This is a genomic window from Streptomyces sp. NPDC031445 (genome assembly GCF_055581365.1).
In genome coordinates this window covers 327,584-353,333 of record NZ_JBVIJO010000006.1, presented here as the reverse complement: position 1 = coordinate 353,333, position 25,750 = coordinate 327,584, and the positions used below count along the sequence as shown (strand labels likewise).

24 protein-coding genes and 1 pseudogene are annotated in these 25,750 nt (G+C 71.3%); 1 reads left to right on the top strand and 24 read right to left on the bottom strand.

Going from position 1 to position 25,750, the window contains the following annotated elements; translation table 11 throughout:
- Positions 1–39 precede the first annotated feature (39 nt).
- The 11 genes and pseudogenes from rpoZ to pyrR all read right to left on the bottom strand — a co-directional run bounded on the left by rpoZ (position 40) and on the right by pyrR (position 11,533).
- Entirely contained in the window at positions 40–312 is a 273-nt protein-coding gene (gene rpoZ / locus ACZ5DC_RS18975; protein WP_003982715.1) for a DNA-directed RNA polymerase subunit omega, read from the bottom strand.
- A 53-nt stretch (positions 313–365) separates the two neighbouring features.
- Positions 366–956 (bottom strand): annotated as a pseudogene (gmk, locus tag ACZ5DC_RS18970) (guanylate kinase); the annotation flags it as partial.
- 27 nt (positions 957–983) lie between these two features.
- Complete coding sequence (locus ACZ5DC_RS18965; protein ID WP_003977346.1) at positions 984–1,307, bottom strand: integration host factor; 324 nt, start codon at positions 1,305–1,307, stop codon at positions 984–986.
- Between the two features lie 298 nt (positions 1,308–1,605).
- Positions 1,606–2,451 carry an orotidine-5'-phosphate decarboxylase gene (gene pyrF, locus ACZ5DC_RS18960; RefSeq protein ID WP_366750905.1) on the bottom strand — a complete coding sequence of 282 codons (846 nt, stop codon included), beginning with the start codon at positions 2,449–2,451 and terminating at the stop codon, positions 1,606–1,608.
- Positions 2,448–3,554 carry a quinone-dependent dihydroorotate dehydrogenase gene (locus ACZ5DC_RS18955; protein ID WP_468654047.1) on the bottom strand — a complete coding sequence of 369 codons (1,107 nt, stop codon included), beginning with the start codon at positions 3,552–3,554 and terminating at the stop codon, positions 2,448–2,450. Before ACZ5DC_RS18955 ends, pyrF begins: the two co-directional genes overlap by 4 nt.
- A gap of 51 nt (positions 3,555–3,605) precedes the next feature.
- The gene (gene carB / locus ACZ5DC_RS18950; protein WP_468654045.1) at positions 3,606–6,914 is read right to left on the bottom strand and encodes a carbamoyl-phosphate synthase large subunit; all 3,309 of its coding nucleotides are present in this window, start codon (positions 6,912–6,914) and stop codon (positions 3,606–3,608) included.
- Entirely contained in the window at positions 6,907–8,049 is a 1,143-nt protein-coding gene (gene carA, locus ACZ5DC_RS18945; protein ID WP_468654043.1) for a glutamine-hydrolyzing carbamoyl-phosphate synthase small subunit, read from the bottom strand. The genes carB and carA overlap by 8 nt, the downstream gene beginning before the upstream one ends.
- Positions 8,046–8,606 (bottom strand): PH-like domain-containing protein, encoded by a 561-nt coding sequence (locus ACZ5DC_RS18940; protein WP_468654041.1) that lies wholly within the window; start codon positions 8,604–8,606, stop codon positions 8,046–8,048. The genes carA and ACZ5DC_RS18940 overlap by 4 nt, the downstream gene beginning before the upstream one ends.
- Complete coding sequence (locus tag ACZ5DC_RS18935) at positions 8,603–9,889, bottom strand: dihydroorotase (protein ID WP_468654039.1); 1,287 nt, start codon at positions 9,887–9,889, stop codon at positions 8,603–8,605. Before ACZ5DC_RS18935 ends, ACZ5DC_RS18940 begins: the two co-directional genes overlap by 4 nt.
- 5 nt (positions 9,890–9,894) lie before the next feature.
- Entirely contained in the window at positions 9,895–10,872 is a 978-nt protein-coding gene (locus tag ACZ5DC_RS18930) for an aspartate carbamoyltransferase catalytic subunit (RefSeq protein WP_171158167.1), read from the bottom strand.
- A gap of 91 nt (positions 10,873–10,963) precedes the next feature.
- Positions 10,964–11,533 carry a bifunctional pyr operon transcriptional regulator/uracil phosphoribosyltransferase PyrR gene (gene pyrR, locus ACZ5DC_RS18925; RefSeq protein ID WP_468654037.1) on the bottom strand — a complete coding sequence of 190 codons (570 nt, stop codon included), beginning with the start codon at positions 11,531–11,533 and terminating at the stop codon, positions 10,964–10,966.
- A 262-nt stretch (positions 11,534–11,795) separates the two neighbouring features.
- Between pyrR and bldD the strand changes: the two genes are divergently transcribed.
- Positions 11,796–12,299, top strand: coding sequence for a transcriptional regulator BldD (gene bldD / locus ACZ5DC_RS18920; RefSeq protein WP_020938842.1), 504 nt, complete (start codon positions 11,796–11,798; stop codon positions 12,297–12,299).
- Positions 12,300–12,454: 155 nt separating this feature from the next.
- Here the strand turns inward: bldD and nusB are convergent, their stop codons facing one another.
- The 13 genes from nusB to ACZ5DC_RS18855 all read right to left on the bottom strand — a co-directional run bounded on the left by nusB (position 12,455) and on the right by ACZ5DC_RS18855 (position 25,647).
- Complete coding sequence (gene nusB, locus ACZ5DC_RS18915) at positions 12,455–12,889, bottom strand: transcription antitermination factor NusB (RefSeq protein ID WP_014671525.1); 435 nt, start codon at positions 12,887–12,889, stop codon at positions 12,455–12,457.
- Between the two features lie 2 nt (positions 12,890–12,891).
- A complete protein-coding gene (gene efp / locus ACZ5DC_RS18910; RefSeq protein ID WP_009187601.1) occupies positions 12,892–13,458 on the bottom strand; it encodes an elongation factor P in 567 nt (188 codons plus the stop codon).
- Positions 13,459–13,507: 49 nt separating this feature from the next.
- On the bottom strand, positions 13,508–14,614 hold the full coding sequence (locus ACZ5DC_RS18905; protein ID WP_468654034.1) for an aminopeptidase P family protein: 1,107 nt from the start codon (positions 14,612–14,614) through the stop codon (positions 13,508–13,510).
- 273 nt (positions 14,615–14,887) lie between these two features.
- Positions 14,888–15,787, bottom strand: a complete 900-nt coding sequence (locus tag ACZ5DC_RS18900; RefSeq protein ID WP_468654032.1) for a Pro-rich N-terminal domain-containing protein — start codon at positions 15,785–15,787, stop codon at positions 14,888–14,890.
- A 166-nt stretch (positions 15,788–15,953) separates the two neighbouring features.
- A complete protein-coding gene (gene aroB, locus ACZ5DC_RS18895; protein WP_468654030.1) occupies positions 15,954–17,045 on the bottom strand; it encodes a 3-dehydroquinate synthase in 1,092 nt (363 codons plus the stop codon).
- Positions 17,042–17,551: a shikimate kinase gene (locus ACZ5DC_RS18890; RefSeq protein ID WP_468654190.1), complete on the bottom strand. Its 510-nt coding sequence runs from the start codon at positions 17,549–17,551 to the stop codon at positions 17,042–17,044. The genes aroB and ACZ5DC_RS18890 overlap by 4 nt, the downstream gene beginning before the upstream one ends.
- A gap of 5 nt (positions 17,552–17,556) precedes the next feature.
- A complete protein-coding gene (aroC, locus tag ACZ5DC_RS18885; protein WP_468654028.1) occupies positions 17,557–18,741 on the bottom strand; it encodes a chorismate synthase in 1,185 nt (394 codons plus the stop codon).
- 162 nt (positions 18,742–18,903) lie between these two features.
- Positions 18,904–19,743, bottom strand: a complete 840-nt coding sequence (locus ACZ5DC_RS18880) for a shikimate dehydrogenase (RefSeq protein WP_468654026.1) — start codon at positions 19,741–19,743, stop codon at positions 18,904–18,906.
- 150 nt (positions 19,744–19,893) lie between these two features.
- Positions 19,894–21,573 carry an endolytic transglycosylase MltG gene (mltG, locus tag ACZ5DC_RS18875; RefSeq protein WP_468654024.1) on the bottom strand — a complete coding sequence of 560 codons (1,680 nt, stop codon included), beginning with the start codon at positions 21,571–21,573 and terminating at the stop codon, positions 19,894–19,896.
- 121 nt (positions 21,574–21,694) lie between these two features.
- Positions 21,695–22,159 (bottom strand): Holliday junction resolvase RuvX, encoded by a 465-nt coding sequence (gene ruvX, locus ACZ5DC_RS18870; RefSeq protein ID WP_468654022.1) that lies wholly within the window; start codon positions 22,157–22,159, stop codon positions 21,695–21,697.
- A 14-nt stretch (positions 22,160–22,173) separates the two neighbouring features.
- Entirely contained in the window at positions 22,174–24,846 is a 2,673-nt protein-coding gene (gene alaS / locus ACZ5DC_RS18865; RefSeq protein ID WP_468654020.1) for an alanine--tRNA ligase, read from the bottom strand.
- Complete coding sequence (locus ACZ5DC_RS18860) at positions 24,846–25,193, bottom strand: hypothetical protein (protein WP_171158147.1); 348 nt, start codon at positions 25,191–25,193, stop codon at positions 24,846–24,848. The genes alaS and ACZ5DC_RS18860 overlap by 1 nt, the downstream gene beginning before the upstream one ends.
- A gap of 16 nt (positions 25,194–25,209) precedes the next feature.
- On the bottom strand, positions 25,210–25,647 hold the full coding sequence (locus ACZ5DC_RS18855) for a DUF948 domain-containing protein (protein WP_086011507.1): 438 nt from the start codon (positions 25,645–25,647) through the stop codon (positions 25,210–25,212).
- Positions 25,648–25,750 lie beyond the last annotated feature (103 nt).

Below are 25,750 nucleotides of genomic sequence, written 5' to 3'. Positions count from 1 at the left end.
TGCCGGGCCTGTGGATAAGTCAGGCTCAATCTGAAAGTACTACTGCGCGGGGCCCTCGACGGCCTCGGACGTCAGCAGACCGGCGTTGATCTCGCGCAGGGCGATCGACAGCGGCTTCTCGTGGACGTGGGTGTCGACGAGCGGACCGACGTACTCGAGGAGGCCCTCACCGAGCTGGGAGTAGTACGCGTTGATCTGGCGGGCACGCTTGGCCGCGTAGATCACGAGGCTGTACTTCGAGTCGGTCGCCTCGAGAAGCTCGTCGATCGGCGGGTTGATGATGCCCTCGGGCGCGGTGATGGAAGAGGACACGCTCTACCTTCCGATGGATGGGAAAGAATCAGACATCGTGATCACAGTCACGATCACACAACGTCCATCAAGGCTAGCAGCTCACGGGCCACGTCCTCGACGGAGGTGTTGACCAAGGTCGTATCGAACTCCGGCTCGGCCGCCAGCTCGGTCCTGGCCGCCGTCAGGCGGCGCTCGATGACCTCGGGCGGCTCGGTCCCCCGGCCGGTCAGCCTGCGCACCAGCTCCTCCCAGGAGGGCGGAGCGAGGAACACCAGCTGGGCGTCGGTCATGGACTCGCGGACCTGCCGGGCGCCCTGGAGGTCGATCTCCAGCAGGACGGGCTCGCCGTTCTCCAGCCGCTCCAGCACCGCCGCGCGGGGGGTGCCGTAGCGGTTGCCGGCGAACTCGGCCCATTCCAGCAGCTCGCCGTTGGCGATCAGCTTGTCCATCTCCTCGTCGGTCACGAAGAAGTAGTGGACTCCGTGCTGCTCACCGGGGCGCGGCTTGCGGGTCGTCGCCGACACCGAGAGCCAGACCTCGGGGTGTTCCTTGCGCATATGGGCGACGACCGTGCTCTTGCCGACCCCCGAGGGGCCGGAGAGCACGGTCAGCCGCGGACGTTCACTCATGCAGCGATTATTCCAGCAATCCCGGAGTGCCCGGGACTCCCGGTCCGCCGGGAGGCGGACTCAGGAGCCGGTGCTGCCGAACTCACGCTCCAGGGAGGCGATCTGGTTGGAACCGAGACCGCGCACGCGGCGGCTCTCGGAGATCCCCAGACGCTCCATGATCTGCTTGGCGCGGACCTTGCCCACGCCCGGCAGGGACTCGAGCAGGGCGGAGACCTTCATCTTGCCGATGACGTCGTTCTCCTGGCCCTGCTTGATGACCTCGTGCAGGGAGGCGCCGGAGTGCTTGAGTCGATTCTTGACCTCGGCCCGCTCCCGGCGAGCCGCGGCGGCCTTTTCGAGCGCGGCTGCGCGCTGTTCAGGGGTAAGGGGCGGAAGAGCCACGCCTACGTCACCTCGGATGTCGAACTGTCGGATACGGACCGGTGAGGAACCTAGTCGCCCCACACCTGGGGAGCCACGAGCAACACGCTGCCCGTTCTCCCCCACTGCCTGAGGGGCGAGGGAGGTGCCCCCACTGCTCGGAGACTAGCGGGCAAGTCCGCCAGAGTCAGCGAGAACAGCGGAAAAGTCCTGGTCAGCCTCCGTGAGGCCAGACATTGCAGACATATTGCCCTCGATTTGAGCATGTATTCAAGCTCAAGTCGGCGCGAGACCGCTCAGCCGAGCGCGCGGCCACGGGTCAGACGCCGGTCACGGCGGCCTGGATCTCCGCCGCGAACCGCTCCGCCGACCCGCGCAGCGCGCTGACGTCGGGACCGTGACGCAGGACACCCCGGCTGACGTTGGGCACCACGTTGCGGACGGCCGCCCCGAAGACCCGGGGCAGATCGGCCGGGGTCGCGCCCTGGGCGCCGATGCCGGGCGCGAGGAGCGGGCCGCCCACGGCGAGGTCGTACGAGGACAGGTCGCCGAGCGTGGCGCCGACGACCGCGCCGAAGGAGCCCAGCGGCTCCTCCCCCGCGTTCTCGGCCGCCAGGTGGGCCAGCACGGTCGCCCCGACGCTCCGCCCGTCGGCGCGGACGGCGTGCTGCACCTCGCCGCCCTCCGGGTTCGAGGTCAGCGCCAGCACGAACAGGCCGGCCCCGCTCCGGCGGGCGAGCGCGACGGCCGGGCTCAGCGAGCCGTAGCCGAGGTAGGGCGAGACCGTCAGGGCGTCGGAGAACAGCGGGGCGCCGGGGCGGAGGAACGCCTCGGCGTAGGCGGCCATGGTCGAGCCGATGTCGCCGCGCTTGGCGTCCATCACGACCAGGGCGCCGGCCGCGCGCGCCTCCTGGACCGACTTCTCCAGGACGGCGAGACCGCGCGAGCCGAACCGCTCGAAGAAGGCGCTCTGCGGCTTCAGGACCGCCACCCGGTCGGCCAGGGCCTCGACGACCGTGCGGCTGAACCGTTCCAGGCCGGCGACGTCGTCGTCCAGGCCCCACTCGGCGAGCAGCGAGGCGTGCGGGTCGATGCCGACGCACAGCGGTCCGCGCTCGTCCATGGCGCGGCGCAGCCGGGCGCCGAAGGGCTCCAACGGGCTCATGCGGGCTTCCTCACGTCGGCGCCGACCGCGTCGGCGAGGGTGGCGTACGGGCTGGTGCGCAGGCGGGCGGCGAGTCCCTTGTGCAGGGCGCGGCACCAGAAGGGGCCCTCGTAGACGAAGGCGCTGTAGCCCTGGATCAGCGTGGCACCGGCCAGGATGCGCTGCCAGGCGTCCTCGGCGGTCTCGATGCCGCCGACGCCCACCAGGGTGATCCGGTCGCCCACGCGCGCGTACAGGCGCCGCAGGACCTCCAGGGAGCGCTCCTTGAGCGGGGCGCCGGACAGGCCGCCGGTCTCCTTGACCAGCGCGGCGGAGGACCGCAGTCCGAGGCCCTCGCGCGCGATGGTGGTGTTGGTGGCGATGATGCCGTCCAGGCCCAGCTCCACGGCGAGGTCGGCGACCGCGTCGACGTCCTCGTCGGCGAGGTCGGGGGCGATCTTCACCAGCAGCGGGACGCGCCGGTTCGCCACCGTGCGGTCGGCGGCCGCGCGCACGGCGGTGAGCAGCGGACGCAGGTGGTCCACGGCCTGGAGGTCGCGCAGACCGGGCGTGTTCGGCGAGGAGACGTTGACGACCAGGTAGTCCGCGTACGGCGCGAGGCGCTCGGCGGACTTCACGTAGTCGGCGACGGCCTCCGCCTCCGGGACGGCCTTGGTCTTGCCGATGTTGACGCCGACCACCGTCCTGAAGACCGGCTCACGGGTGGCCAGGCGGGCCGCCACGGTCAGGGAGCCGTCGTTGTTGAAGCCCATGCGGTTGATCAGCGCACGGTCCGCGACGAGGCGGAACAGCCGCTTCCTGGGGTTGCCGGGCTGCGGCCCCCCCGTGACCGTGCCGATCTCGACGTGGTCGAAGCCGAGCATCGACATCCCGTCGATGGCCACCGCGTTCTTGTCGAACCCGGCCGCGAGCCCGAACGGGCCGTGCATGCGCAGTCCGAACGCCTCCGTGCGCAGCTCCTCGTGGCGGGGCGCGAGGGCGGCGGCGAGGAAGGTGCGCAGCACCGGGACGCGGGCGGCGAGGCGGATCCAGCGGAAGGCCAGGTGATGGGCCTTCTCGGGATCCATGCGCTGGAAGACCAGCTTGAAGAAGATCTTGTACATGGTGTCCTCACGAAGAGGGGGACACCGTTTCCGGTGTCCCCCTCGGGGCTGCTAGTCGCGGGCCGCGGTCAGGTGTTCCGCGTGTTCCTGGAGCGAGCGGACGCCCACGTCACCGTGGTTGAGGGCGTCGATGCCCTGGACGGCCGCGGCGAGCGCCTGGACGGTCGTCAGGCACGGCACGGACCGCGCCACGGCCGCCGTACGGATGTCGTAGCCGTCGAGGCGGCCGCCGGTGCCGTACGGGGTGTTGACGATGAGGTCGACCTCGCCGTCGTGGATGAGCTGGACGATGGTCCGCTCGCCGTTGGGGCCGGTGCCCTCGGACTGCTTGCGCACGACCGTGGCGTTGATGCCGTTGCGCTTGAGGACCTCGGCGGTGCCGGAGGTGGCGAGCAGCTCGAAGCCGTGGGCGACCAGTTCGCGCGCCGGGAAGATCATCGAGCGCTTGTCGCGGTTGGCGACCGAGATGAACGCGCGGCCCTTGGTGGGCAGCGGGCCGTAGGCACCCGCCTGCGACTTGGCGTACGCCGTGCCGAAGACGGAGTCGATGCCCATGACCTCACCGGTGGAGCGCATCTCCGGGCCGAGGACGGTGTCGACGCCGCGGCCCTGGATGTCGCGGAACCGCGACCACGGCATGACGGCCTCCTTGACGGAGATCGGCGCGTCCAGCGGCAGCTCGCCGCCGTCGCCGTCCTTCGGCAGCAGGCCCTCGGCGCGCAGCTCGGCGATGGTCGCGCCCAGCGAGATGCGGGCGGCGGCCTTCGCGAGCGGCACGGCGGTCGCCTTGGAGGTGAAGGGCACCGTGCGCGAGGCGCGCGGGTTGGCCTCCAGGACGTAGAGGATGTCACCGGCCATCGCGAACTGGATGTTGATCAGGCCGCGCACGCCGACGCCCTTGGCGATGGCCTCGGTGGAGGCGCGCAGGCGCTTGATATCGAAGCCGCCGAGGGTGATCGGGGGCAGGGCGCACGCCGAGTCGCCGGAGTGGATGCCGGCCTCCTCGATGTGCTCCATGACGCCGCCGAGGTACAGCTCCTCGCCGTCGTAGAGGGCGTCGACGTCGATCTCGATGGCGTCGTCCAGGAAGCGGTCGACGAGGACCGGCCGGGAGGGGCTGATCTCGGTCGACTCGGCGATGTAGGAGGCCAGGCGGGTCTCGTCGTAGACGATCTCCATGCCGCGTCCGCCGAGGACGTACGACGGCCGGACCAGGACCGGGTAGCCGATCTCGTCGGCGATGGCCTTGGCCTCCGCGAAGGTGGTGGCCGTGCCGTGCTTGGGCGCCGGCAGGCCCGCCTCGGCGAGGACGCGGCCGAAGGCGCCGCGGTCCTCGGCCGCGTGGATGGCCTCGGGGGACGTGCCGACGATCGGCACGCCGTTGTCCTTCAGGGCCTGCGACAGGCCGAGCGGGGTCTGGCCGCCGAGCTGGACGACGACGCCCGCGATCGGGCCGGCCTGCTGCTCCGCGTGGACGATCTCCAGCACGTCCTCCAGCGTCAGCGGCTCGAAGTACAGGCGGTCGGAGGTGTCGTAGTCCGTGGAGACGGTCTCCGGGTTGCAGTTGACCATGACGGTCTCGTACCCGGCGGCGGACAGCGCGAAGGAGGCGTGTACGCAGGAGTAGTCGAACTCGATGCCCTGGCCGATGCGGTTCGGGCCCGAGCCCAGGATGATCACGGCGGGCTTCTCGCGGGGCGCGACCTCGGTCTCCTCGTCGTAGGAGGAGTAGAAGTACGGCGTCTTCGCGGCGAACTCGGCGGCGCAGGTGTCGACCGTCTTGTAGACCGGGCGGACGCCGAGGGCGTGCCGGACCTCGCGGACGACGTCCTCGCGCAGCCCGCGGATCTCGGCGACCTGCTGGTCGGAGAAGCCGTGCCGCTTGGCCTCGGCGAGCAGTTCGCGGGTCAGCTCGGGCGCCTCGGCCAGCTCGTCGGCGATCTCCTTGATCAGGAAGAGCTGGTCGACGAACCAGGGGTCGATCTTCGTGTACTCGAAGACCTCCTGGGGGGTGGCGCCCGCGCGGATGGCCTGCATGACCGTGTTGATCCGGCCGTCGGTGGGCCGTACGGCCTCGCGCAGCAGGGTCTCCTTGTCGCCGGGCTCGCCCGTGAAGGCGAACTGGCTGCCCTTCTTCTCCAGGGAGCGCAGCGCCTTCTGGAAGGCCTCCGGGAAGTTGCGGCCGATGGCCATGGCCTCGCCGACCGACTTCATGGTGGTGGTCAGCGTGGAGTCGGCCTGCGGGAACTTCTCGAAGGCGAACCGCGGGGCCTTGACGACCACGTAGTCGAGCGTGGGCTCGAAGGAGGCGGGGGTCTCCTGCGTGATGTCGTTGGGGATCTCGTCCAGGGTGTAGCCGACGGCCAGCTTGGCGGCGATCTTCGCGATCGGGAAGCCGGTCGCCTTGGAGGCGAGCGCGGAGGACCGCGACACGCGCGGGTTCATCTCGATGACGATGACCCGGCCGTCCTCGGGGTTCACCGCGAACTGGATGTTGCAGCCGCCGGTGTCGACCCCCACCTCGCGGATGATCGCGATGCCGACGTCGCGCAGCACCTGGTACTCGCGGTCGGTCAGCGTCATCGCCGGGGCGACGGTGATCGAGTCGCCGGTGTGCACGCCCATGGGGTCGAAGTTCTCGATGGAGCAGACGACCACGACGTTGTCGTTCTTGTCGCGCATCAGCTCCAGCTCGTACTCCTTCCAGCCGAGGATGGACTCCTCCAGGAGGACCTCGGTGGTCGGGGAGAGCGTGAGGCCCTGGCCGGCGATCCGGCGCAGCTCCTCCTCGTCGTGCGCGAAGCCGGAGCCGGCGCCGCCCATGGTGAAGGACGGGCGGACGACGACCGGGTAGCCGCCGAGGGTCTCGACGCCCTTGAGGACGTCGTCCATGGAGTGGCAGATGACCGAGCGGGCGGACTCGCCGTGCCCGATCTTCTTGCGGACCTCCTCCACGACGTCCTTGAACAGGTCGCGGTCCTCGCCCTTGTGGATCGCCTCGGGCTTGGCGCCGATCAGCTCCACGCCGTACTTGGCGAGGACGCCGTTCTCGTGCAGGGAGATGGCGGTGTTCAGGGCCGTCTGGCCGCCCAGGGTGGGCAGCAGGGCGTCGGGGCGCTCCTTGGCGATGATCTTCTCGACGAACTCGGGGGTGATCGGCTCGACGTAGGTGGCGTCGGCGATCTCCGGGTCGGTCATGATCGTCGCCGGGTTGGAGTTGACGAGGACGACGCGCAGCCCCTCGGCCTTGAGCACACGGCAGGCCTGGGTGCCGGAGTAGTCGAACTCGGCGGCCTGGCCGATGACGATCGGGCCGGAGCCGATGACCAGGACGGACTGGATATCGGTGCGCTTAGGCACGCTGGCCCTCCATCAGGGAAACGAAGCGGTCGAAGAGGTAGGCGGCGTCGTGCGGGCCGGCTGCCGCTTCGGGGTGGTACTGGACGGAGAAGGCCGGCTGGTCGAGCAGCTGCAGCCCCTCCACGACGTCGTCGTTCAGGCAGACGTGCGAGACCTCGGCACGGCCGAACTTCGTCTCGCTGACCTTGTCGAGCGGCGCGTCCACGGCGAAGCCGTGGTTGTGCGCGGTGACCTCGACCTTGCCGGTCGTACGGTCCTGGACCGGCTGGTTGATGCCCCGGTGGCCGTACTTCAGCTTGTAGGTGCCGAAGCCGAGGGCCCGGCCGAGGATCTGGTTGCCGAAGCAGATGCCGAACAGCGGGGTCCTGCGCTCCAGCACGGCGGTCATCAGCGCGACCGGGCCGTCGGCGGTCGCCGGGTCGCCGGGACCGTTGGAGAAGAACACCCCGTCCGGGTCGACGGCGTAGACGTCGTCGGCCGTGGCGGTGGCGGGCAGGACGTGCACCTCGATGCCGCGCTCGGCCATGCGGTGCGGGGTCATGCCCTTGATGCCGAGGTCGATGGCGGCGACCGTGAACCGCTTCTCGCCGACCGCCGGGACGACGTACGCCTCCTGGGTGGCGACCTCCTCGTAGAGGCTCGCGCCCTTCATGTGCGGCTGGGCCTGGACGCGCTGGAGCAGCTCGGCCTCCGGGGCGATGGCCTCGCCGGAGAAGATGCCGGCCCGCATGGAGCCGCGCTCGCGCAGGTGGCGGGTGAGGGCCCGGGTGTCGATGCCGGAGATGCCGACCACGCCCTGCCGCTCCAGCTCGTCGTCCAGGGAGCGCTTGGCCCGCCAGTTGGACGGCACGCGCGCGGGGTCGCGCACGACGTAGCCGGAGACCCAGATGCGGCCGGACTCGTCGTCCTCGTCGTTCCAGCCGGTGTTGCCGATCTGGGGGGCGGTCGCGACGACGATCTGGCGGTCGTAGGACGGGTCGGTGAGGGTCTCCTGGTAGCCGGTCATGCCGGTGGAGAACACGGCCTCGCCGAAGGTCTCCCCCACGGCCCCGTAGGCGCGGCCGCGGAAGGTGCGGCCGTCCTCCAGGACGAGTACGGCGGGAACCTTCGCGGCTCCCCTGGTGGAGGTCGTCATCGTGCGCCTTCCGTGTCGTTGGTCATCTGGTTCAGGGTGTCGACCCACTCGGCGTGCTCGGCCGCGTGGTCGGAGCGGAAGCCCGAGTCGATCAGCTTGTCGCCGAGCGCCCAGGTCACCACCAGCAGTCCGCCCTCGGTGAGGACCTTGCCGGCGATGCCCTTGTCCAGCCGGGCCCCGCGCAGCGCCGCCGTGGGGACGAAGAAGTCGGTCGCGCCGGGGCGCTCGACCTCGAGGCCCGCGTCGGTCAGGGTGAGCTCGGCCCGGCTGCGGGTGCCCAGGCCGTGGGCCACGATGCGGTCCAGCCACTGTCCGGCGGTGGTGGAACCGTGGTAGCGGCCGCTCATGCTCAGTCTGGCCGGGCCGGTCTCCTCCGGCGCGGCCGGCAGCTCCGGCAGGTCGCTCTGGAGGGTGCCGCGCCACTTCCAGCCCTCGCGCATCAGCCAGTAGACGAGCGCGATGAAGAGGACCAGTCCGACGAGCCAGCCGATACGGGCCGGCCAGTCGGTGACGTCGGCCGACCGCTTGGCCTCGGCCAGCAGGATTACAGGTGTCACGTGAGCTTCCCGTCGACGAGCGTGGCCTTGCCCCGCAGCCACGTGTGCGTCACACGGCCCGGCAGCTCACGCCCCTCGTAGGGCGTGTTGCGGCTGCGCGAGGCGAAGCCCGCGGGGTCCACCCGGCCACGGTATTCCGTGTCGACCAGGGTGAGGTTGGCGGGCTCACCAGCCGAGACGGGACGGCCGTGGCCGGTGGCCTGTCCGATGCGCGCGGGCTTGAAGGCCATGCGGTCGGCGACGCCGGCCCAGTCCAGCAGGCCCGTGTCCACCATCGTCTCCTGGACCACTGACAAGGCGGTCTCCAGGCCGACCATGCCCATGGCGGCAGCGGCCCACTCGCAGTCCTTGTCCTCGTGCGGGTGCGGGGCGTGGTCGGTGGCGACGATGTCGATCGTGCCGTCGGCGAGCGCCTCGCGCAGGGCCAGCACGTCGCGCTCGGTGCGCAGCGGCGGGTTGACCTTGTAGACCGGGTCGTAGGTGCGCACCAGCTCGTCGGTGAGCAGCAGGTGGTGCGGGGTGACCTCGGCGGTGACCTGGATGCCCCGGGACTTGGCCCAGCGGACGATCTCCACGGAGCCGGCGGTCGACAGGTGGCAGATGTGGACGCGGGAGCCGACGTGGTCGGCGAGGAGGACGTCGCGGGCGATGACCGACTCCTCGGCGACGGCAGGCCAGCCGCCCAGGCCCAGCTCGGCGGAGACCACGCCCTCGTTCATCTGGGCGCCCTCGGTGAGCCGCGGCTCCTGCGCGTGCTGGGCGACGACACCACCGAAGGCCTTCACGTACTCCAGCGCGCGGCGCATGATCACGGCGTCGTCCACGCACTTGCCGTCGTCGGAGAAGACGGTGACGCCGGCGGCGGACTCGTGCATGGCGCCCAGCTCGGCGAGCTTCCTGCCCTCCAGGCCGACGGTGACGGCGCCGATGGGCTGGACGTCGCAGTAGCCGTGCTCCTGGCCGAGCCGCCAGACCTGCTCGACCACACCGGCGGTGTCGGCCACCGGGAAGGTGTTGGCCATGGCGAAGACGGCCGTGTAGCCGCCGCTGGCCGCCGCGCGGGTGCCGGTGAGGACGGTCTCGGAGTCCTCGCGGCCCGGCTCGCGCAGGTGGGTGTGCAGGTCGACCAGGCCCGGCAGCAGCACCTTGCCGCCGGCCTCGACGACTTCGGCGCCGTCGGCGGACAGCCCCGTACCGACCTCGGCGACGGTCTCGCCGTCGATCAGCACGTCCTGCGGAGCGCCGCCGAGCACCTTCGCACCACGGATCAGGATCTTGCTCATGTGTCTTACTTCTCCTCGGTACGGGAGTGGGTGACGGCAGGCTCGTTCCCGCCGAGCAGCAGATACAGGACGGCCATCCGGATGGACACGCCGTTGGCGACCTGCTCGACGGCGGTGCAGCGGCCGGAGTCGGCGACCTCGGCGGTGATCTCCATGCCGCGCACCATCGGGCCGGGGTGCATGACGATGGCGTGCTCCGGCAGCCGGGCCATGCGGTCGCCGTCGAGGCCGTAGCGCCGCGAGTACTCGCGCTCGGTCGGGAAGAAAGCGGCGTTCATCCGCTCGCGCTGGACGCGGAGCATCATCACGGCGTCGGACTTGGGCAGCGTGCTGTCGAGGTCGTAGGAGACCGCGCACGGCCAGGAGTCGACGCCGACCGGCACGAGGGTGGGCGGGGCGACCAGCGTCACCTCGGCGCCGAGCGTGTGCAGCAGGTCGACGTTGGAGCGGGCGACCCGGCTGTGCAGGACGTCGCCGACGACGGTGATCCGCTTGCCGGACAGGTCCTGGCCGAGCCCGGCGTCGCGGCCGATGAGCCGGCGGCGCATGGTGAAGGCGTCCAGCAGGGCCTGGGTGGGGTGCTGGTGGGTGCCGTCGCCGGCGTTGATGACGGCCGCGTCGATCCAGCCGGAATTGGCCAGGCGGTACGGGGCGCCGGAGGCGCCGTGCCGGATGACCACGGCGTCGACGCCCATGGCCTCCAGGGTCTGCGCGGTGTCCTTCAGGGACTCGCCCTTGGACACCGAGGACCCCTTGGCGGAGAAGTTGATGACGTCCGCGGACAGGCGCTTCTCGGCGGCCTCGAAGGAGATGCGCGTGCGCGTGGAGTCCTCGAAGAAGAGGTTGACGATCGTCCGGCCGCGCAGGGTCGGCAGCTTCTTGATCGGCCGATCCGCCACCCGGGCCATCTCCTCGGCGGTGTCGAGGATCAGGACGGCGTCGTCGCGGGTGAGGTCGGCGGCCGAGATGAGATGACGCTGCATCTGTCAGGCTCCGTAAGGCAGTTCATTCGGGAGATTTCGGGCAGGCGGGCGCGTGTTCGCGGCACGCCGCGGCGGCCGTGCGCCTGACGTGCTACTGAGCGGCCGGCTTCGCACCGAGCAGCACGGTGTCGCGACCGTCCTCCTCGGCGAGCTGGACCTTGACCGTCTCCCGCAGCGACGTGGGGAGGTTCTTGCCGACGTAGTCGGCGCGGATGGGCAGTTCGCGGTGGCCGCGGTCGACCAGGACCGCGAGCTGCACCGCGCGCGGGCGCCCGATGTCGTTCAGGGCGTCGAGGGCGGCGCGGATGGTGCGCCCGGAGAAGAGCACGTCGTCGACGAGGACGACGAGTCGGCCGTCGATGCCGTCGCCCGGGATCTCGGTGCGGGCCAGCGCGCGCGGCGGGTGCATGCGCAGGTCGTCGCGGTACATGGTGATGTCGAGCGAGCCGACCGGGACCGCGCGGTCGGTGATCTGCTCCAGCTTGGCGGCGAGCCGCTGGGCGAGGAAGACGCCCCGGGTCGGAATGCCGAGGAGCACCACGTCGTCGGCGCCCTTGGCGCGCTCGACGATCTCGTGGGCGATACGGGTGAGCACCCGTGCGATGTCGGGGCCCTCGAGAACGGGCCGTGCATCGGACGCGGGCGTGGCGTGCTTGTCCATACGAAACGGACCTCCTTCTCCGCCTCACGGGACGGACCTTAAAGGACGTCGGAATTGCGCCATCCACCGTAGCAGGTCACCTGGGCGGCCCCGACCGCCCCCTGTCACCCGCTTGGCCTAATCGGTCGTCACTACCACGGAAGAGTCGGTGTGGACCATTCGGCTTGACGCATCAGAGTCACGCTGCGTAACCTCACAGTGAGTTACCAGCCGCGCGGCGGGAAAGCAGCCGGCCGCGTCGACACAGTGTCCGGGGAGCTATATGTCCAGCGAATACGCCAAACAGCTCGGGGCCAAGCTCCGGGCCATCCGCACCCAGCAGGGCCTTTCCCTCCACGGTGTCGAGGAGAAGTCCCAGGGGCGCTGGAAGGCCGTGGTGGTCGGTTCCTACGAGCGCGGCGACCGTGCCGTGACCGTGCAGCGCCTGGCCGAGCTGGCCGATTTCTATGGCGTCCCGGTCCAGGAGCTTCTGCCGGGCACCACGCCGGGCGGCGCCGCCGAGCCGCCGCCGAAGCTGGTCCTGGACCTGGAGCGGCTGGCCACCGTGCCGGCCGAGAAGGCGGGCCCCCTGCAGCGCTACGCGGCGACGATCCAGTCCCAGCGCGGTGACTACAACGGCAAGGTGCTCTCCATCCGCCAGGACGACCTGCGCACACTCGCCGTCATCTACGACCAGTCCCCCTCGGTCCTGACCGAGCAGCTGATCAGCTGGGGCGTCCTGGACGCGGACGCGCGCCGCGCGGTGGCGACGCACGAAGACGCGTAACCGCCCTCACCCGCCTCAGCAGAAACGTGCCGCCGGGGTGGCCGGAACGCTACGGTTCCGGCCACCCCGGCGGCTTTTCGGCGTCGGTACGGCGAACGCCGGAGGGCCCGCGGCACTGGTGTGCCGCGGGCCCTCCGGCATGGGCTGTCGGGCGGTTACGCCTCGTCCCGGCGCAGGGACGGCTTGAGTTCCTTCAGGCGGCCCAGCAGGCCGTTGACGAACGACGGCGACTCGTCGGTCGAGAACTCCTTCGCCAGCTGCACCATCTCGTCCAGGACGACGGCGTCCGGGGTCTCGTCGACCCAGATCAGCTCGTACGCGCCCAGCCGCAGGATGTTGCGGTCCACGACCGGCATCCGGTCGAGCGTCCAGCCCACCGCGTACTGGGCGATCAGCTCGTCGATCCGCTTCGCGTGCTCCGCGTAGCCCTCGACCAGCTGCATCGTGTACTCGCTGACCGGCGGCTGCCGGGTGTCGGACCGGGAGAGCCGGATCCAGTCCGCGAGGACGGTCAGGACGTCGGCGCCGCGCTGGTCGCCCTCGAAGAGGATCTGGAAGGCACGCTTGCGGGCCGTATTGCGGGCAGCCACGGTTAGCTGTTCACCCGGCCGAGGTAGTCGCTGGTGCGGGTGTCGACCTTGATCTTCTCACCGGTGGTGATGAAGAGCGGGACCTGGATCTGGTGGCCGGTCTCCAGGGTGGCGGGCTTGGTGCCACCGGTGGAGCGGTCGCCCTGGACGCCCGGCTCGGTCTCCTGGACGGTCAGCTCGACGGCGGCCGGCAGCTCGACGAAGAGCACCTCGCCCTCGTGCTGCGCGACGGTGGCCGTGAAGCCCTCGATGAGGAAGTTGGCGGCGTCGCCGACGGCCTTGCGGTCGACCATCAGCTGGTCGTAGGTCTCCATGTCCATGAAGACGAAGTACTCGCCGTCCATGTACGAGAACTGCATGTCGCGCTTGTCGACAGTGGCCGTCTCGACCTTGACACCGGCGTTGAAGGTCTTGTCGACGACCTTGCCGGAGAGCACGTTCTTGAGCTTGGTGCGCACGAAGGCGGGGCCCTTGCCGGGCTTGACGTGCTGGAACTCGACGACGGACCAGAGCTGGCCGCCTTCGAGCTTGAGCACCAGGCCGTTCTTGAGGTCGTTCGTGGAAGCCACGGTTGCGGAATCTCCTGGACTGACGTGGACGACCCCGGGGCACGCACTCCTACAGCGCGAGCAGCTCCTTGGTCGTGATGGTGAGTAGCTCGGGTCCGCCGTCCGCCTCGGGGCGCACGACGAGCGTGTCATCGATCCGGACGCCGCCCCGGCCCGGGAGGTGGACCCCCGGTTCGACGGTGACCGGCACGCAAGCGTCCAGTTTACCCATGGCCGCGGGGGCCAACTGCGGGTCCTCGTCGATTTCGAGTCCGACACCGTGTCCGGTCAGCGGTGGGAGGGCCTCCGCATAGCCCGCGGAGTCCAGTACCTGGCGTGCGGCGCGGTCCACGTCACGGTAGGCGGCGCCGGGTGCCAGGAACTCGCGTCCGGCCCGCTGGGCGGCGAAGACCAGGTCGTACAGCTCGATCTGCCAGTCGGCGGGTGAGGTGCCGATGACGAAGGTGCGGCCGATCTCGCAGCGGTAGCCGCGGTAGGTGGCGCCGAGGCAGACGGAGAGGAAGTCGCCCTCCTCCACCCGCCGGTCGGTGGGGCGGTGGCCGCGGCGCCCGGCGTGCGGTCCGGTCGCCACGGACGTGGGGAAGGCCGGGCCGTCGGCGCCGTGGTCGACCAGGCGCCGCTCCAGCTCCAGCGCGAGGTGCCGTTCGGTGCGGCCGACCAGGATGGACTCCAGCAGCTCGCCGAGGGCCTGGTCGGCGATCTCGGCGCCGATGCGCAGGCACGAGATCTCCTCCTCGTCCTTGACGACCCTGAGCTGCTCCACGGCCCCGCCGAGGTCGATGAGGCGCAGCCCCGGGGCGACGGAGGCGATGGCCCGGTGCCGGGTGACGGTGAGGTGGTGTTCCTCGACCGCCAGGGAGTCGGCGCCCTGCTCGGCGGCGAAGCCGGCCGCGGTGACGGCGGCGTCGCCGTCGGGCGCCGGGAGGACGTGCAGGCGCAGGTTCTCGTCCGGCTGGCCTTCGTGGGGGCGGTCGCCGGGCGGACCGGCGCACACCAGGACGTCCTCGCCCCTGCCGATCAGCAGCACGGCGCCCCGCGGGGCCGCGGCGGCGAGGTAGCGGACATTGGCCGGGCGGGTGACGAGCGCTGCCGCGGTGCCGGCCGCGTTGAAGTGGTCCCTCAGCCGGGATCGGCGGTTCGCGTACACCTCTGACATGAGATGAGCGTAGGAGGTTTGTCCGGATTGTGCCGATCGGCGAGGGCCGAGTGGGGTCGCGGGGCAGGTGGGGCGGGGTGCGGTGGAGCGCCGGGGCGCCCGCGCGCAAGGATCGGCGATCGGCGGACCCGAGCCGTACCGGCCCGCCATGCGCCCGTCAGGCGGCGGTTGCCGGTGCGGTCGGCGTCGCGCCCATAACGACGTCGAGATCCGGAAGCGGACGCAGGAGACTCCGTCGGCCAGGAAGTCACCGGCCTGGCCGGAGGCGCCCGCTCACCAGTTCGGCGGGCTCGCCATCGCCCTCGCCAGCACCTCGTCCAGCACGCGGGCCGTGCCCGGAACGTCCAGCTGGGAATTGTCGATGATCGGCAGACCCGAGCCGTACCAGCCCGCCATGCGCCCGTGGATACGGGCCACCTCCTCGTCCGTCAGGCGGCGATTGCCGGTGCGCTCGGCGTTGCGCTCCAGAACGACGTCGAGCCCCGGGAGCAGGACCACCGGGAGCAGGCCGGGACCCACGTGCCGCTTCCACCCGCCGAGGCCGACGACCGGGCGGTCCGGGAAGACGGCGTCGTCCAGGATGCAGGAGATGCCGTTGGCCAGGAAGTTGCGCGCGGCGAACCCGCAGGTGCGACGGGCCAGCCGGTACTGGGCCTCCGAGTTGTCGTTCCAGCCGGACTGCGGGTCGGCGAAGCCGGAGCGCACCCATTCGCGGACGTCGTCCAGGCTGATGTGGGCCGTGGGGACCCGGCGGTGGTCCGCCCAGTACTTGGCGACGCTGGTCTTGCCCGCGCCGGCCGGGCCGATGAGGAGGACGGCGAGGGTGGTCGCCGTCGGGTCCGGTGCCATGGCCGCGGCGGGCGGGGCCGCGGGGGCGCCGACGGGACCGCCGGGTGGCAGCGGGACGTGTCCCGTGCTGTCGGGGGTCTGCGGGCCGGCGGTGTGCTGCGGGGGCGGGGGCGGCGGCACCTGGCCGGAGGGGGCCGGGGGCTGCGGCGGGGCCGGCGGGACCGGTCCGGGCGGAGCCGGAAAGCCCGGCGGAGGGGGAACGGGGGCGGGCCCCGAGGCCCCCGGGGGCGGACCCGGGTGGTGCGCCGCCGGCGCCCAGCCGGCGTGCGGGCCCTGCCCCGGCTGGTGGGGCGGCGGCAGCGGAGACCCCACTGCGTGCTGCATCCGTTGCCACTCCGTCTCGTACACACAACTGGCGCTGGCAGCAGGGGCGTGGCCCCGCTCGCTACCGAACGGTACCGTCCCCGGCCGTCGTTTGGTGAAACGGCCGGGGACGGTCAGAAGTGCCCCGCGGGCGAAGGAAGTCGGACGCGGCGGGCGGTCCGGGGGCCTACTGGCCGACTTCGCCGTAGGCGGCGAGGAGGACGGCCGGGTCCGGGCCCTCCAGGACGGTCGGCCTGGCCAGGCCGTCCAGGACGATGAAGCGCAGCAGGTCGCCACGGGACTTCTTGTCGACCTTCATCGCCTCCAGCAGCTTGGGCCACTGGTCGTAGCGGTAGTGCAGCGGCAGGCCGACCGATTCGAGGACGCTGCGGTGGCGGTCGGCCGTCGCGTCGTCCAAGCGGCCCGCGAGGCGGCCCAGTTCGGCGGCGAAGTGCATGCCGACCGCGACCGCGGCCCCGTGCCGCCACTTGTACCGCTCGTTCTTCTCGATCGCGTGGCCGAGCGTGTGACCGTAGTTCAGGATCTCCCGCCGGCCCGATTCCTTCAGGTCCGAGGAGACGACGTCGGCCTTCACCCGGATCGACCGCTCGATCAGCTCGGACGTGTGCGGGCCCGCCGGGGTGCGGGCGGCCTGCGGGTCGGCCTCGATCAGGTCCAGGATCACCGGGTCGGCGATGAACCCCGCCTTGATGATCTCGGCGAGGCCGGAGACGTAGTCGTGCACCGGCAGGGAGTCCAGCGCGGCCAGGTCACACAGCACACCGGCCGGCGGGTGGAAGGCGCCGACCAGGTTCTTGCCCTCGGCGGTGTTGATGCCGGTCTTGCCGCCGACCGCCGCGTCGACCATGGCCAGCACGGTCGTGGGAACGGCGATCCAGCGCACCCCGCGCAGCCAGGTCGCGGCGACGAACCCGGCCAGGTCGGTGGTGGCGCCGCCGCCGACACCGACGACGACGTCGGTGCGGGTGAAGCCGCTCTGGCCCAGCGCCTTCCAGCAGTAGGCGGCGACCTCGGCGGTCTTGGCCTCCTCCGCGTTGGGCACCTGGATCGCCACGGCCTCGTAGCCCTGGTCGGCCAGGTCGGCGCGCAGCGCCTCCCCGGTCTCCGCCAGCGCCTCCGGGTGGATCACGGCGACCCGCTTGGCCCGTGCCCCGATCAGCCCGGGCAGCTCGCCCAGGAGCTGTCGGCCCACCAGCACCTCGTAGGGGTCGGTGCCCGCGGTGCCGGCGATCTGGATCCGGGTGACTGCCTCGCTCATACCTGCTTCAACTCCAGTGCGTCCAGCGCCGCCTGCGCGACCTCTTCCGGAGTGCGGCCGTCCGTCGCGACGACGGCGGTGGCGACCTCCTCGTACAGGTGCCGGCGCGCCTCCATCAGCTCCCGCCACTGCTTGCGCGGGTTGACCGCGAGCAGCGGGCGGGCCACGTTCAGACCGGTGCGCTTGACGGCCTCGTCGACCTCCATCGAGAGGTACAGCACCCGCTGTCCGGCCAGCAGCGCGCGCGTGTCCGCGTCCAGGACCGCCCCGCCGCCCAGCGCGACGACGCCCCGGTGCTCGGCGAGCGCGGCCCGCACGGCGGCCTTCTCCAGGGCGCGGAAGGCGGCCTCGCCCTCGTCCACGAAGATCTCGGCGATGGTGCGGCCCCCGGCCGCCACGATGTCCTCGTCGGTGTCCCGGTAGCCGACGCCGAGGCGCTCGGCGAGCAGCCGGCCGACGGTGGACTTGCCCACGCCCATCGGCCCGACCAGGACGACCCGCGGCATGCCGCTCACCGGATCACCAGGTTGTCGAGGTACGACCGGACGTTGCGGCGCGTCTCCGGGACGGAGTCACCGCCGAACTTCTCGGCGACCGCGTCCGCGAGGACGAGCGCCACCATGGCCTCGGCGACGATGCCGGCCGCCGGGACGGCGGAGACGTCGGAGCGCTGGTGGTGGGCCTGGGCGGGCTCGCCGGTGGTGACGTCCACCGTCCTGAGGGCGCGCGGCACGGTGGCGATCGGCTTCATCGCCGCGCGCACCCGCAGCAGCTCACCGGTGCTGAGGCCGCCCTCGGTGCCGCCCGACCGGCCGGAGACGCGCCGGATGCCCTCCGGCGTGCCCACGATCTCGTCGTGGGCCTGGGAGCCGGGCACGCGGGCCAGTTCGAAGCCGTCGCCGATCTCGACGCCCTTGATCGCCTGGATGCCCATGAGCGCGCCGGCGAGGCGGGCGTCCAGCTTGCGGTCCCAGTGCACGTGCGAGCCGAGGCCGACCGGGACGCCGTAGGCCAGCACCTCGACCACGCCGCCCAGGGTGTCGCCGTCCTTGTGAGCCTGGTCGATCTCCGCGACCATCGCCTTGGAGGCGTCCGCGTCGAGGCAGCGCACCGGGTCGGCGTCGAGCTTGCCGACGTCGGCCGGGGTGGGGTAGACGCCCCGCGGGGCCTTGACGGAGCACAGCTCGACGACGTGGGAGACGATCTCGACGCCGGCCGTCTCCTTCAGGTACGACCGGGCGACCGCGCCCAGCGCCACCCGGGCCGCCGTCTCGCGGGCCGAGGCGCGCTCCAGGATCGGGCGGGCCTCGTCGAAGCCGTACTTCTGCATGCCCGCCAGGTCGGCGTGGCCGGGGCGGGGGCGGGTCAGCGGCGCGTTGCGGGCCAGGCCCGCCAGCACCTCGGGGTCGACCGGGTCGGCCGCCATGACCTGCTCCCACTTCGGCCACTCGGTGTTGCCCACCATGATCGCCACGGGGGAGCCCAGGGTCAGCCCGTGCCGGACCCCGCCGAGGAACGTGACCTCGTCGCGCTCGAACTTCATCCGCGCACCGCGGCCATAGCCGAGCCGCCGCCGCGCCAGGTGGTCCGCCACCATCTCCGTGGTGATCGGCACGCCGGCGGGAAGACCCTCCAGCGTCGCGACAAGTGCGGGACCGTGGGACTCCCCCGCGGTCAGCCAACGCAGCCTGCTCAACGGTGCTCCTCAGTGCTCGCGCCCGGTACTGCCCGCCGTACACGCGTCCTCGTGCACGGCGACGGCGCCGCCGGGTGCGCGACCCCGGTACGCCACCTCCGATCCTCCCACGTCCCGGGGCGCGGACCGGCCGCCGGTCCAGCAGGCGGACGGGTGCGGTTGTCAGCGGGCCGCGAGCGCCTGCTCGCCGGCGTGCCGCATGGCCGCCAGCGGGCCCGGCGTGTGCCCGGTCATCTGCTCGAACTGGAGCACGGCCTGGTGGACCAGCAGGTCGAGGCCGCCGACCACGGCACCGCCGAACATGGACCAGCGGGCCGCGAGCTCGGTGGGCCAGGGGTCGTAGAGCACGTCGAAGAGGGTGGCGGGGCGTTCGGGTACGGCGGCGGCGAGGGCGTCGGTCGTGCCGGCGGGCGTGGTGGCGATGACCAGCGGGGCGCGTAGGGCCTCGGCCGCGTCGGCCCAGTCCGCCGTGCGGACGTCCACGTCGAGCCGTTCGCCCCACTGCCGCATCTCGGCGGCGCGGGCCTCGCTGCGGACGTAGGCGACGACCTCGCCGGTGCAGATCCGGGCGAGCGCGGCGAGCGCGGAGGAGGCGGTGGCGCCGGCGCCGAGGACGGCGGCGGAGTCGACCTGTTCGATGCCGTGCTCGCGCAGGGCGGCCACCATGCCCGGGATGTCGGTGTTGTCGCCGAGCCGGCGGCCGTCCTCGGTGAGGACGAGCGTGTTGACCGCGTCGACCGAGGCGGCCGTGTCGCTGATCTCGTCCACCAGCGGGATGACCGCCCGTTTCAGCGGCATCGTCAGCGACAGCCCCGCCCACTCCGGACCGAGCCGGTCCAGGAAGCCGGGCAGGGCGGCCTCGTCGACGTCGAAGCGCTCGTACGACCAGCCGGTGAGGCCGGCCGCCTCGTACGCGGCCCGGTGCAGCACCGGGGAGAGGGAATGGGCGATCGGCGAACCGAGCACGGCGGCACGGCGGCCACCGACTACCCCTGACGCCATGGGCACCTGTCCTTGAGCTTCGATCCGGTGGACGCTCCGGGCGTTCGGTCCCCGTCGCCTGCCGACCGTCCGCCGAACCCCTGGGCCGATCCTACCGCCCTCGCGTCCCGGGGCCGGGCGACGGTCCGCCGGTGCCCCTCGCGCCCGCCGTCAGTTCTTCTTCCTCGCCTCGTTCCACTGGTTGACCAGCTCCTCGTGCTCCGCGAGCGTCTTCGTGAACTTGCTGGTCTTGCCGTCCATGGAGATGAAGTAGTACCAGCCGTCGTGGGTCGGGTTGAGCGAGCCCTTGAGCGCTTCCTCGCCGGGGTTGTCGATGGGGCCCGGCGGCAGTCCCTTGGTGAAGTAGGTGTTGTAGGGGCTGTTGTACCGGCGCAGCTCGGCGACGCTCAGGTCGATCTTGCTCTGGTTCTTCACGTAGTTGTACGTGGAGTCGAACTCCAGCCGCCCGTACGTCTGCGGGTTGTCCAGCTTGAGGCGGTTGTAGACGACCTCCGCCATCTTGCGGAAGTCGTCGTGGCTGGTGCCCTCGGCCTGCACCAGGCTCGCGACGGTGAGCACCTGCCAGGGGCTGTCCAGGCCGAGCACCTGGGCCTTCTTCTCCAGGCCCAGTCTCCGGTACTCGGCGGACGCCTGGGCGACCATCTTCCTCAGGACGGCTTCGGGCTTCTGCCCCTTGGCGACGGCGTAGCTGGACGGGTACAGGAACCCTTCCAGCGGGTCCTTGAGATTCGGGTGGTCCGTCGCCCAGGCAGGCAGCCCGAGGTGCTTGTACTCCTTCTTCGCGACGCGCGCCGTGGTGCCCGCCGACACGCCGAGGCGCTTGTCGATCAGGGCGTACACCGCCGTGTTGCGAAGACCCTCGGCGATGATCAGGTTGCTGCGGCTCTTCGGACTCAGCATCAGTTCCACCGCACTGGCGGCGGACATCTCCTTCTGGAGGGTGTAGACACCGTCCTGGAGGGACTTGCCGTCAGGGTTGGCCTGGAGTGCGGAGACGAACGCGGCCGCGCTCTCGACGACGCCCGCGTCCTTCAGCTTCTGGCCGATCTCCCAGCCGCCCGCGCCCTTGGGGATCTCGACCGTGACCTGTTCGCCGTTGCCGTTACCCGCGTAGTCCGGAGCCGTGCCGAAACGATTTTGGTAGAACTTGTAGCCGAAGTACCCGACGCCGCCGAGGCCGCCGCCGAACACCAGGACGACCACCATGCAGGCACAGCCGGTGCGCCGCTTCCTGCTCTTGACGGGCTTCTTGCCGCGCCGCTCACGCCGGCTCTGGAGCTCGTGCTCCTCCTCGCCGTCCTCGTCGCCGTCTGCCGCGAAGAAGGCGTGCTCCTCCTCGCCGGCCGCCTCCGGCTCGGACTCCGGCCCGGGCTGCCGGCGGCCGGGCGGCTCCGGCGGCGGGTAGGCGTCCTCGGTCGGGTAGAAGTCGGGCTGCTCCGCGCCGTAGGCCACGGGCTGCTGGCCGTACGGGTCGCCGGGGTCGGCGGCGTAGGGCACCTGGCCGTGGGTGCCGGTCGCGTCCCAGCCGCCCTGGTGGAACTGCTGCTGGGTCTGGTGGGCGAAGCGCTGGTCGTACTCGGCGCCCGTTCCGTCGTGGTACTGGTGCTGCCGGTCGCCGTACCCGGGCTGGTGCTCCTGACTCCAGTCGCCGTGCTGCTGCTGTTCCTGGCTCCAGTCGCCGTGCTGCGGCGCCTGCGGATGGTGCTGCGGCTGGCCGCCGTAGGGAGACCGCGGGCCCGCCTGGGCCTGCCGTCCCCATCCGCCGTCCCCGTACAACGGGTCCTCCGGATGCCACGGTTCGGAGCCTTGGCCCCGGCCATACTCAGTCATCGATCCCCTAGAGCCGCGAGGCCGACGGTCACGCGGCCGGGGGCCGGCTTCCGCTCCGCCTCTTTCTGTGCCCCGGCTGTTCGAACACCGGCGCATCGCGCGGAACGTTACCGTATCGCGATCAGATGACCACTTCGACGCCTTCGCCGGGTGGTTCACCTGACACCCGTTCGGATTCCAGGGCCTGCTGCAAAATGATGACGGCGGCGGCCTGGTCGATGACCGCGCGGCCCTTCTTCGACCTCACGCCCGAGGCGCGCAGCCCCTGACTGGCCGTCACCGTCGTCATCCGCTCGTCCACCAGCCGCACCGGCACCGGCTTGACGCCCCTCGCCAGCTCCTGGGCGAAGGCGCGGACCTTGACCGCGGCCGGGCCCTCGCCCCCCTTGAGGGAGCGAGGCAGGCCGACGACGACCTCGACCGGTTCGTACTCCTCCACCAGCTGACGCAGCCGGCGGTGGGCGGCGGGGACGTCCCGGCCCGGGACGGTCTCCACCGGGGTGGCGAGGATCCCGTCGGGGTCACACGAGGCGACCCCGATCCGGGCGTCCCCGACGTCGATCGCGAGCCGACGTCCTCTGCGCATGTTCCGGCCGCTTCCTACTTGGCGGTCTCGGCGACCAGGCGCTCGACGGCGTCGACGGCCTCGCCGACGGCCGCCGGGTTCTGGCCGCCGCCCTGGGCGACGTCCGGCTTGCCGCCACCGCCGCCGCCGAGCGTCTTGGCGGCCGTACGGACCAGGTCACCGGCCTTGAGACCGCGCTCGCGGGCGGCCTCGTTGGTGGCGATGACCGTGAGCGGCTTGCCGTTGTTGACCGTGAACAGGGCCACGACGGCGGCCCGGCCGCCCTGGATGCGGCCGCGCACGTCCAGGACCAGCTTGCGCAGGTCGTCCGGGGTGGTGCCGTCCGGGACCCGGCCGGTGACCAGGGCCACGCCCCGCACGTCCTTGGCGGACTCGGCGAGGCCGGCGGCGGCCTGGAGCACCTTCTCGGCGCGGAACTTCTCGATCTCCTTCTCGGCGTCCTTCAGCTTGCCGAGCATGGCGGAGACCTTCTCCGGCAGCTCTTCCGGGCGGCCCTTGAGCAGTTCGGTCAGCTGGTGGACGACCGTGTGCTCGCGGGCGAGGAAGTTGTAGGCGTCGACACCGACCAGGGCCTCGATACGGCGCACACCCGAGCCGATGGAGGACTCGCCGAGCAGCTTGACCAGACCCAGCTGGGCGGTGTTGTGCACGTGCGTGCCGCCGCACAGCTCCTTGGAGAAGTCGCCGATGGTCACGACCCGGACCCGCTCGCCGTACTTCTCGCCGAACTCGGCGATGGCGCCCTGCTTCTTGGCCTCGTCGATGCCCATGATGTCGGCGCGCACGTCCAGGTCGCGGGCGAGCACCTCGTTGATCTTCTGTTCGACGTCGGTCATCACGGCCGTCGGCACGGCGGACGGGGAGCCGAAGTCGAAGCGGAAGCGGCCGGGCTGGTTCTCGGAACCGGCCTGGGCGGCCGTCGGGCCGAGGGCGTCGCGCAGCGCCTGGTGGGTGAGGTGGGTGGCCGAGTGGGCGCGGGCGATGGCCGTACGGCGGCGGGCGTCGATGGCGGCGTGGGCCTTGGCGCCGACGGTCACCTCGCCGACCTGGACGACGCCCTTGTGGACGTACACGCCCGGGACCGGCTTCTGGCAGTCGCGGACCTCGATGACGGCACCGGAGTCGACCCTGATCCGGCCGGTGTCGCCGATCTGGCCGCCGCCCTCGGCGTAGAACGGGGTGCGGTCCAGGACGACCTCGACCTCGTCGCCCTCGGTGGCGGCCGGCGAGGAGACGCCGTTGACGAGGATGCCGACGATCGTGGACTCGCCCTCGGTGTCGGTGTAGCCGATGAAGTCGGTCTCGCCGGCGGCGTCGGCGATCTCGCGGTAGGCACCGAGGTCGGCGTGGCCGGTCTTCTTGGCCTGGGCGTCGGCCTTGGCGCGCTCCCGCTGCTCCTTCATCAGGCGGCGGAAGCCCTCCTCGTCCACGGAGAGGCCCTGTTCGGCGGCCATCTCCAGGGTGAGGTCGATCGGGAAGCCCCAGGTGTCGTGGAGCAGGAAGGCCTTGTCGCCGGGCAGCACGGCGGAGCCGGCGGCCTTGGTCTCGGTGACGGCGGTGTCGAGGATGTTGGTGCCGGCCTTCAGCGTCTTGAGGAAGGCGTTCTCCTCGGCGACGGCGACCTTCTCGATGCGCTCGCGGTCGGTGACCAGCTCGGGGTACTGCTGGCCCATCATCCGGATCACGATGTCGATGAGGTCCTTGACGACCGGTCCGGTGGCGCCGAGCAGGCGCATGTTGCGGATGGCGCGGCGCATGATGCGGCGCAGCACGTAGCCACGGCCCTCGTTGCCGGGCGTGACGCCGTCACCGATGAGCATGGTGGCGGTGCGCATGTGGTCGGTGACCACGCGCAGGGAGACGTCCGAGGTGTGCGAGTCGCCGTAGTGGACACCGGTCAGCTCGGTGGCGCGCTTGATGACCGCCATGGAGGTGTCGATCTCGTACATGTTCTGCACGCCCTGCAGAATCATGGCGAGCCGCTCCAGGCCGAGGCCGGTGTCGATGTTCTTGCTCGGCAGGTCCCCGAGGATCTCGAAGTTGTCCTTGCCGGTTCCCTCGCCGCGCTCGTACTGCATGAAGACGAGGTTCCAGATCTCCACGTACCGCTCGTCGTTGACGGCGGGGCCGCCCTCGACGCCGAACTCGGGGCCGCGGTCGTAGTTGATCTCGGAGCAGGGGCCGCAGGGGCCGGGGACGCCCATGGACCAGAAGTTGTCCTTCATGCCCAGGCGCTGGATGCGCTCCTTGGGCACGCCGACGACCTCGTGCCAGATCTGCTCGGCCTCGTCGTCGTCCTGGTAGACGGTGATCCACAGACGCTCGGGGTCGAGGCCGTAACCGCCCTTGTCCTGGGGGCTCGTGAGCAGCTCCCAGGCGAGCTTGATGGCGCCTTCCTTGAAGTAGTCGCCGAAGGAGAAGTTGCCGCACATCTGGAAGAACGTGCCGTGGCGCGTGGTCTTGCCGACCTCTTCGATGTCGGGCGTGCGCACGCACTTCTGCACGCTGGTGGCGCGCGGGAACGGCGGCTTGACCTCACCCAGGAAGTAGGGCTTGAAGGGCACCATGCCGGCGGGGACGAGGAGCAGAGTCGGGTCGTCCGCGATGAGCGACGCCGAAGGGACGACGGTGTGCCCGCGCTCCTCGAAGAAGCTCAGCCAGCGGCGGCGAATCTCGGCCGACTCCATCAGTGGTCCTCATTCCGGTTGTACGAGTACGTCGTGTTCTCGATGTACTGCGGGTTGCTGCGGTTGTTCTCGATGGCGGCATACCGCCGGGGCGCCGTGAGTCCGGGGCTCTCCTGGATGCCGAGCGCCTCCTCCAGCTCGGCCTCCCGCTGGGCCATGTTGTCGCGGACGTCGAGCGCGAAGCCGACCGCGCGGTCCTTCAGCCGCTGACCGGTCTCCAGGGCCTTGTTCGCCGCGGTGGCGGCCAGGCTCTCCGGGGTCAGTTGCTTCAGCTTGCGGTTGACCTTGGTGGTGGCCCACACACCGGCGGCGACACCCGTGGTGAACCAGAACGTACGGCGGAACATCGCTCGGTCTCAGTCCTTACTTCCGCTTGCGCCGTGCGGCAGGGACCGTCCGGCCCACGATCACGGTACGCCGGGGCGACTTCCCCGGCACGTCCTCCTCCTTGCGGCCGCCGAGCGCCCGGCGGACGCCGTAGCCGAAGGCCGCGACCTTCACCAGCGGACCGCCGAAGGTGGAGGCGACGGTGGTGGACAGCGCGGAGGCGTTCGACGTCACCTCCTGCACGTCGGAGGCGATCGCGTCGACCCGGTCGATCTGCGTCTGCGCGGAGCGCACCGCCTGGGAGGCGTCGGCGAGCAGCGGGACCGCCTGATCGGTCACGTCCGCCACGAGCTTGGTGGTCGCCTTCAGCGTCTGGGCCAGCCTCGCCAGTGCGACGGCGAGGAAGGAGACCAGGATCGCCCAGAAGACGGCCACCAGGATCCCGGCCACCTCACCACCGGACACTGTGCGCACCCGCTCCCTGAAACGTGCTCTGAACATCTGAACCATGCAAAAGCAGTGTCCCGAGCCTATCGCGCCGGGGCGGAGGCTCCGTACCGGATTACCGGGTGCAGCG

Bases quoted from the DNA above. Each gene is read 5' to 3' on its own strand.
- pyrF (WP_366750905.1), bottom strand. From the start codon at position 2,451: ATGAGCCCGTTGGAGCCCTTCGGCGCCCGGCTGCGCCGCGCCATGGAC.
- ACZ5DC_RS18955 (WP_468654047.1), bottom strand. From the start codon at position 3,554: ATGTACAAGATCTTCTTCAAGCTGGTCTTCCAGCGCATGGATCCCGAG.
- carA (WP_468654043.1), bottom strand. From the start codon at position 8,049: ATGACGACCTCCACCAGGGGAGCCGCGAAGGTTCCCGCCGTACTCGTC.
- ACZ5DC_RS18935 (WP_468654039.1), bottom strand. From the start codon at position 9,889: ATGAGCAAGATCCTGATCCGTGGTGCGAAGGTGCTCGGCGGCGCTCCG.
- ACZ5DC_RS18930 (WP_171158167.1), bottom strand. From the start codon at position 10,872: ATGCAGCGTCATCTCATCTCGGCCGCCGACCTCACCCGCGACGACGCC.
- pyrR (WP_468654037.1), bottom strand. From the start codon at position 11,533: ATGGACAAGCACGCCACGCCCGCGTCCGATGCACGGCCCGTTCTCGAG.
- bldD (WP_020938842.1), top strand. From the start codon at position 11,796: ATGTCCAGCGAATACGCCAAACAGCTCGGGGCCAAGCTCCGGGCCATC.
- ACZ5DC_RS18905 (WP_468654034.1), bottom strand. From the start codon at position 14,614: ATGTCAGAGGTGTACGCGAACCGCCGATCCCGGCTGAGGGACCACTTC.
- ACZ5DC_RS18900 (WP_468654032.1), bottom strand. From the start codon at position 15,787: ATGCAGCACGCAGTGGGGTCTCCGCTGCCGCCGCCCCACCAGCCGGGG.
- aroB (WP_468654030.1), bottom strand. From the start codon at position 17,045: ATGAGCGAGGCAGTCACCCGGATCCAGATCGCCGGCACCGCGGGCACC.
- ACZ5DC_RS18890 (WP_468654190.1), bottom strand. From the start codon at position 17,551: ATGCCGCGGGTCGTCCTGGTCGGGCCGATGGGCGTGGGCAAGTCCACC.
- ACZ5DC_RS18880 (WP_468654026.1), bottom strand. From the start codon at position 19,743: ATGGCGTCAGGGGTAGTCGGTGGCCGCCGTGCCGCCGTGCTCGGTTCG.
- mltG (WP_468654024.1), bottom strand. From the start codon at position 21,573: ATGACTGAGTATGGCCGGGGCCAAGGCTCCGAACCGTGGCATCCGGAG.
- ruvX (WP_468654022.1), bottom strand. From the start codon at position 22,159: ATGCGCAGAGGACGTCGGCTCGCGATCGACGTCGGGGACGCCCGGATC.
- alaS (WP_468654020.1), bottom strand. From the start codon at position 24,846: ATGGAGTCGGCCGAGATTCGCCGCCGCTGGCTGAGCTTCTTCGAGGAG.
- ACZ5DC_RS18860 (WP_171158147.1), bottom strand. From the start codon at position 25,193: ATGTTCCGCCGTACGTTCTGGTTCACCACGGGTGTCGCCGCCGGTGTG.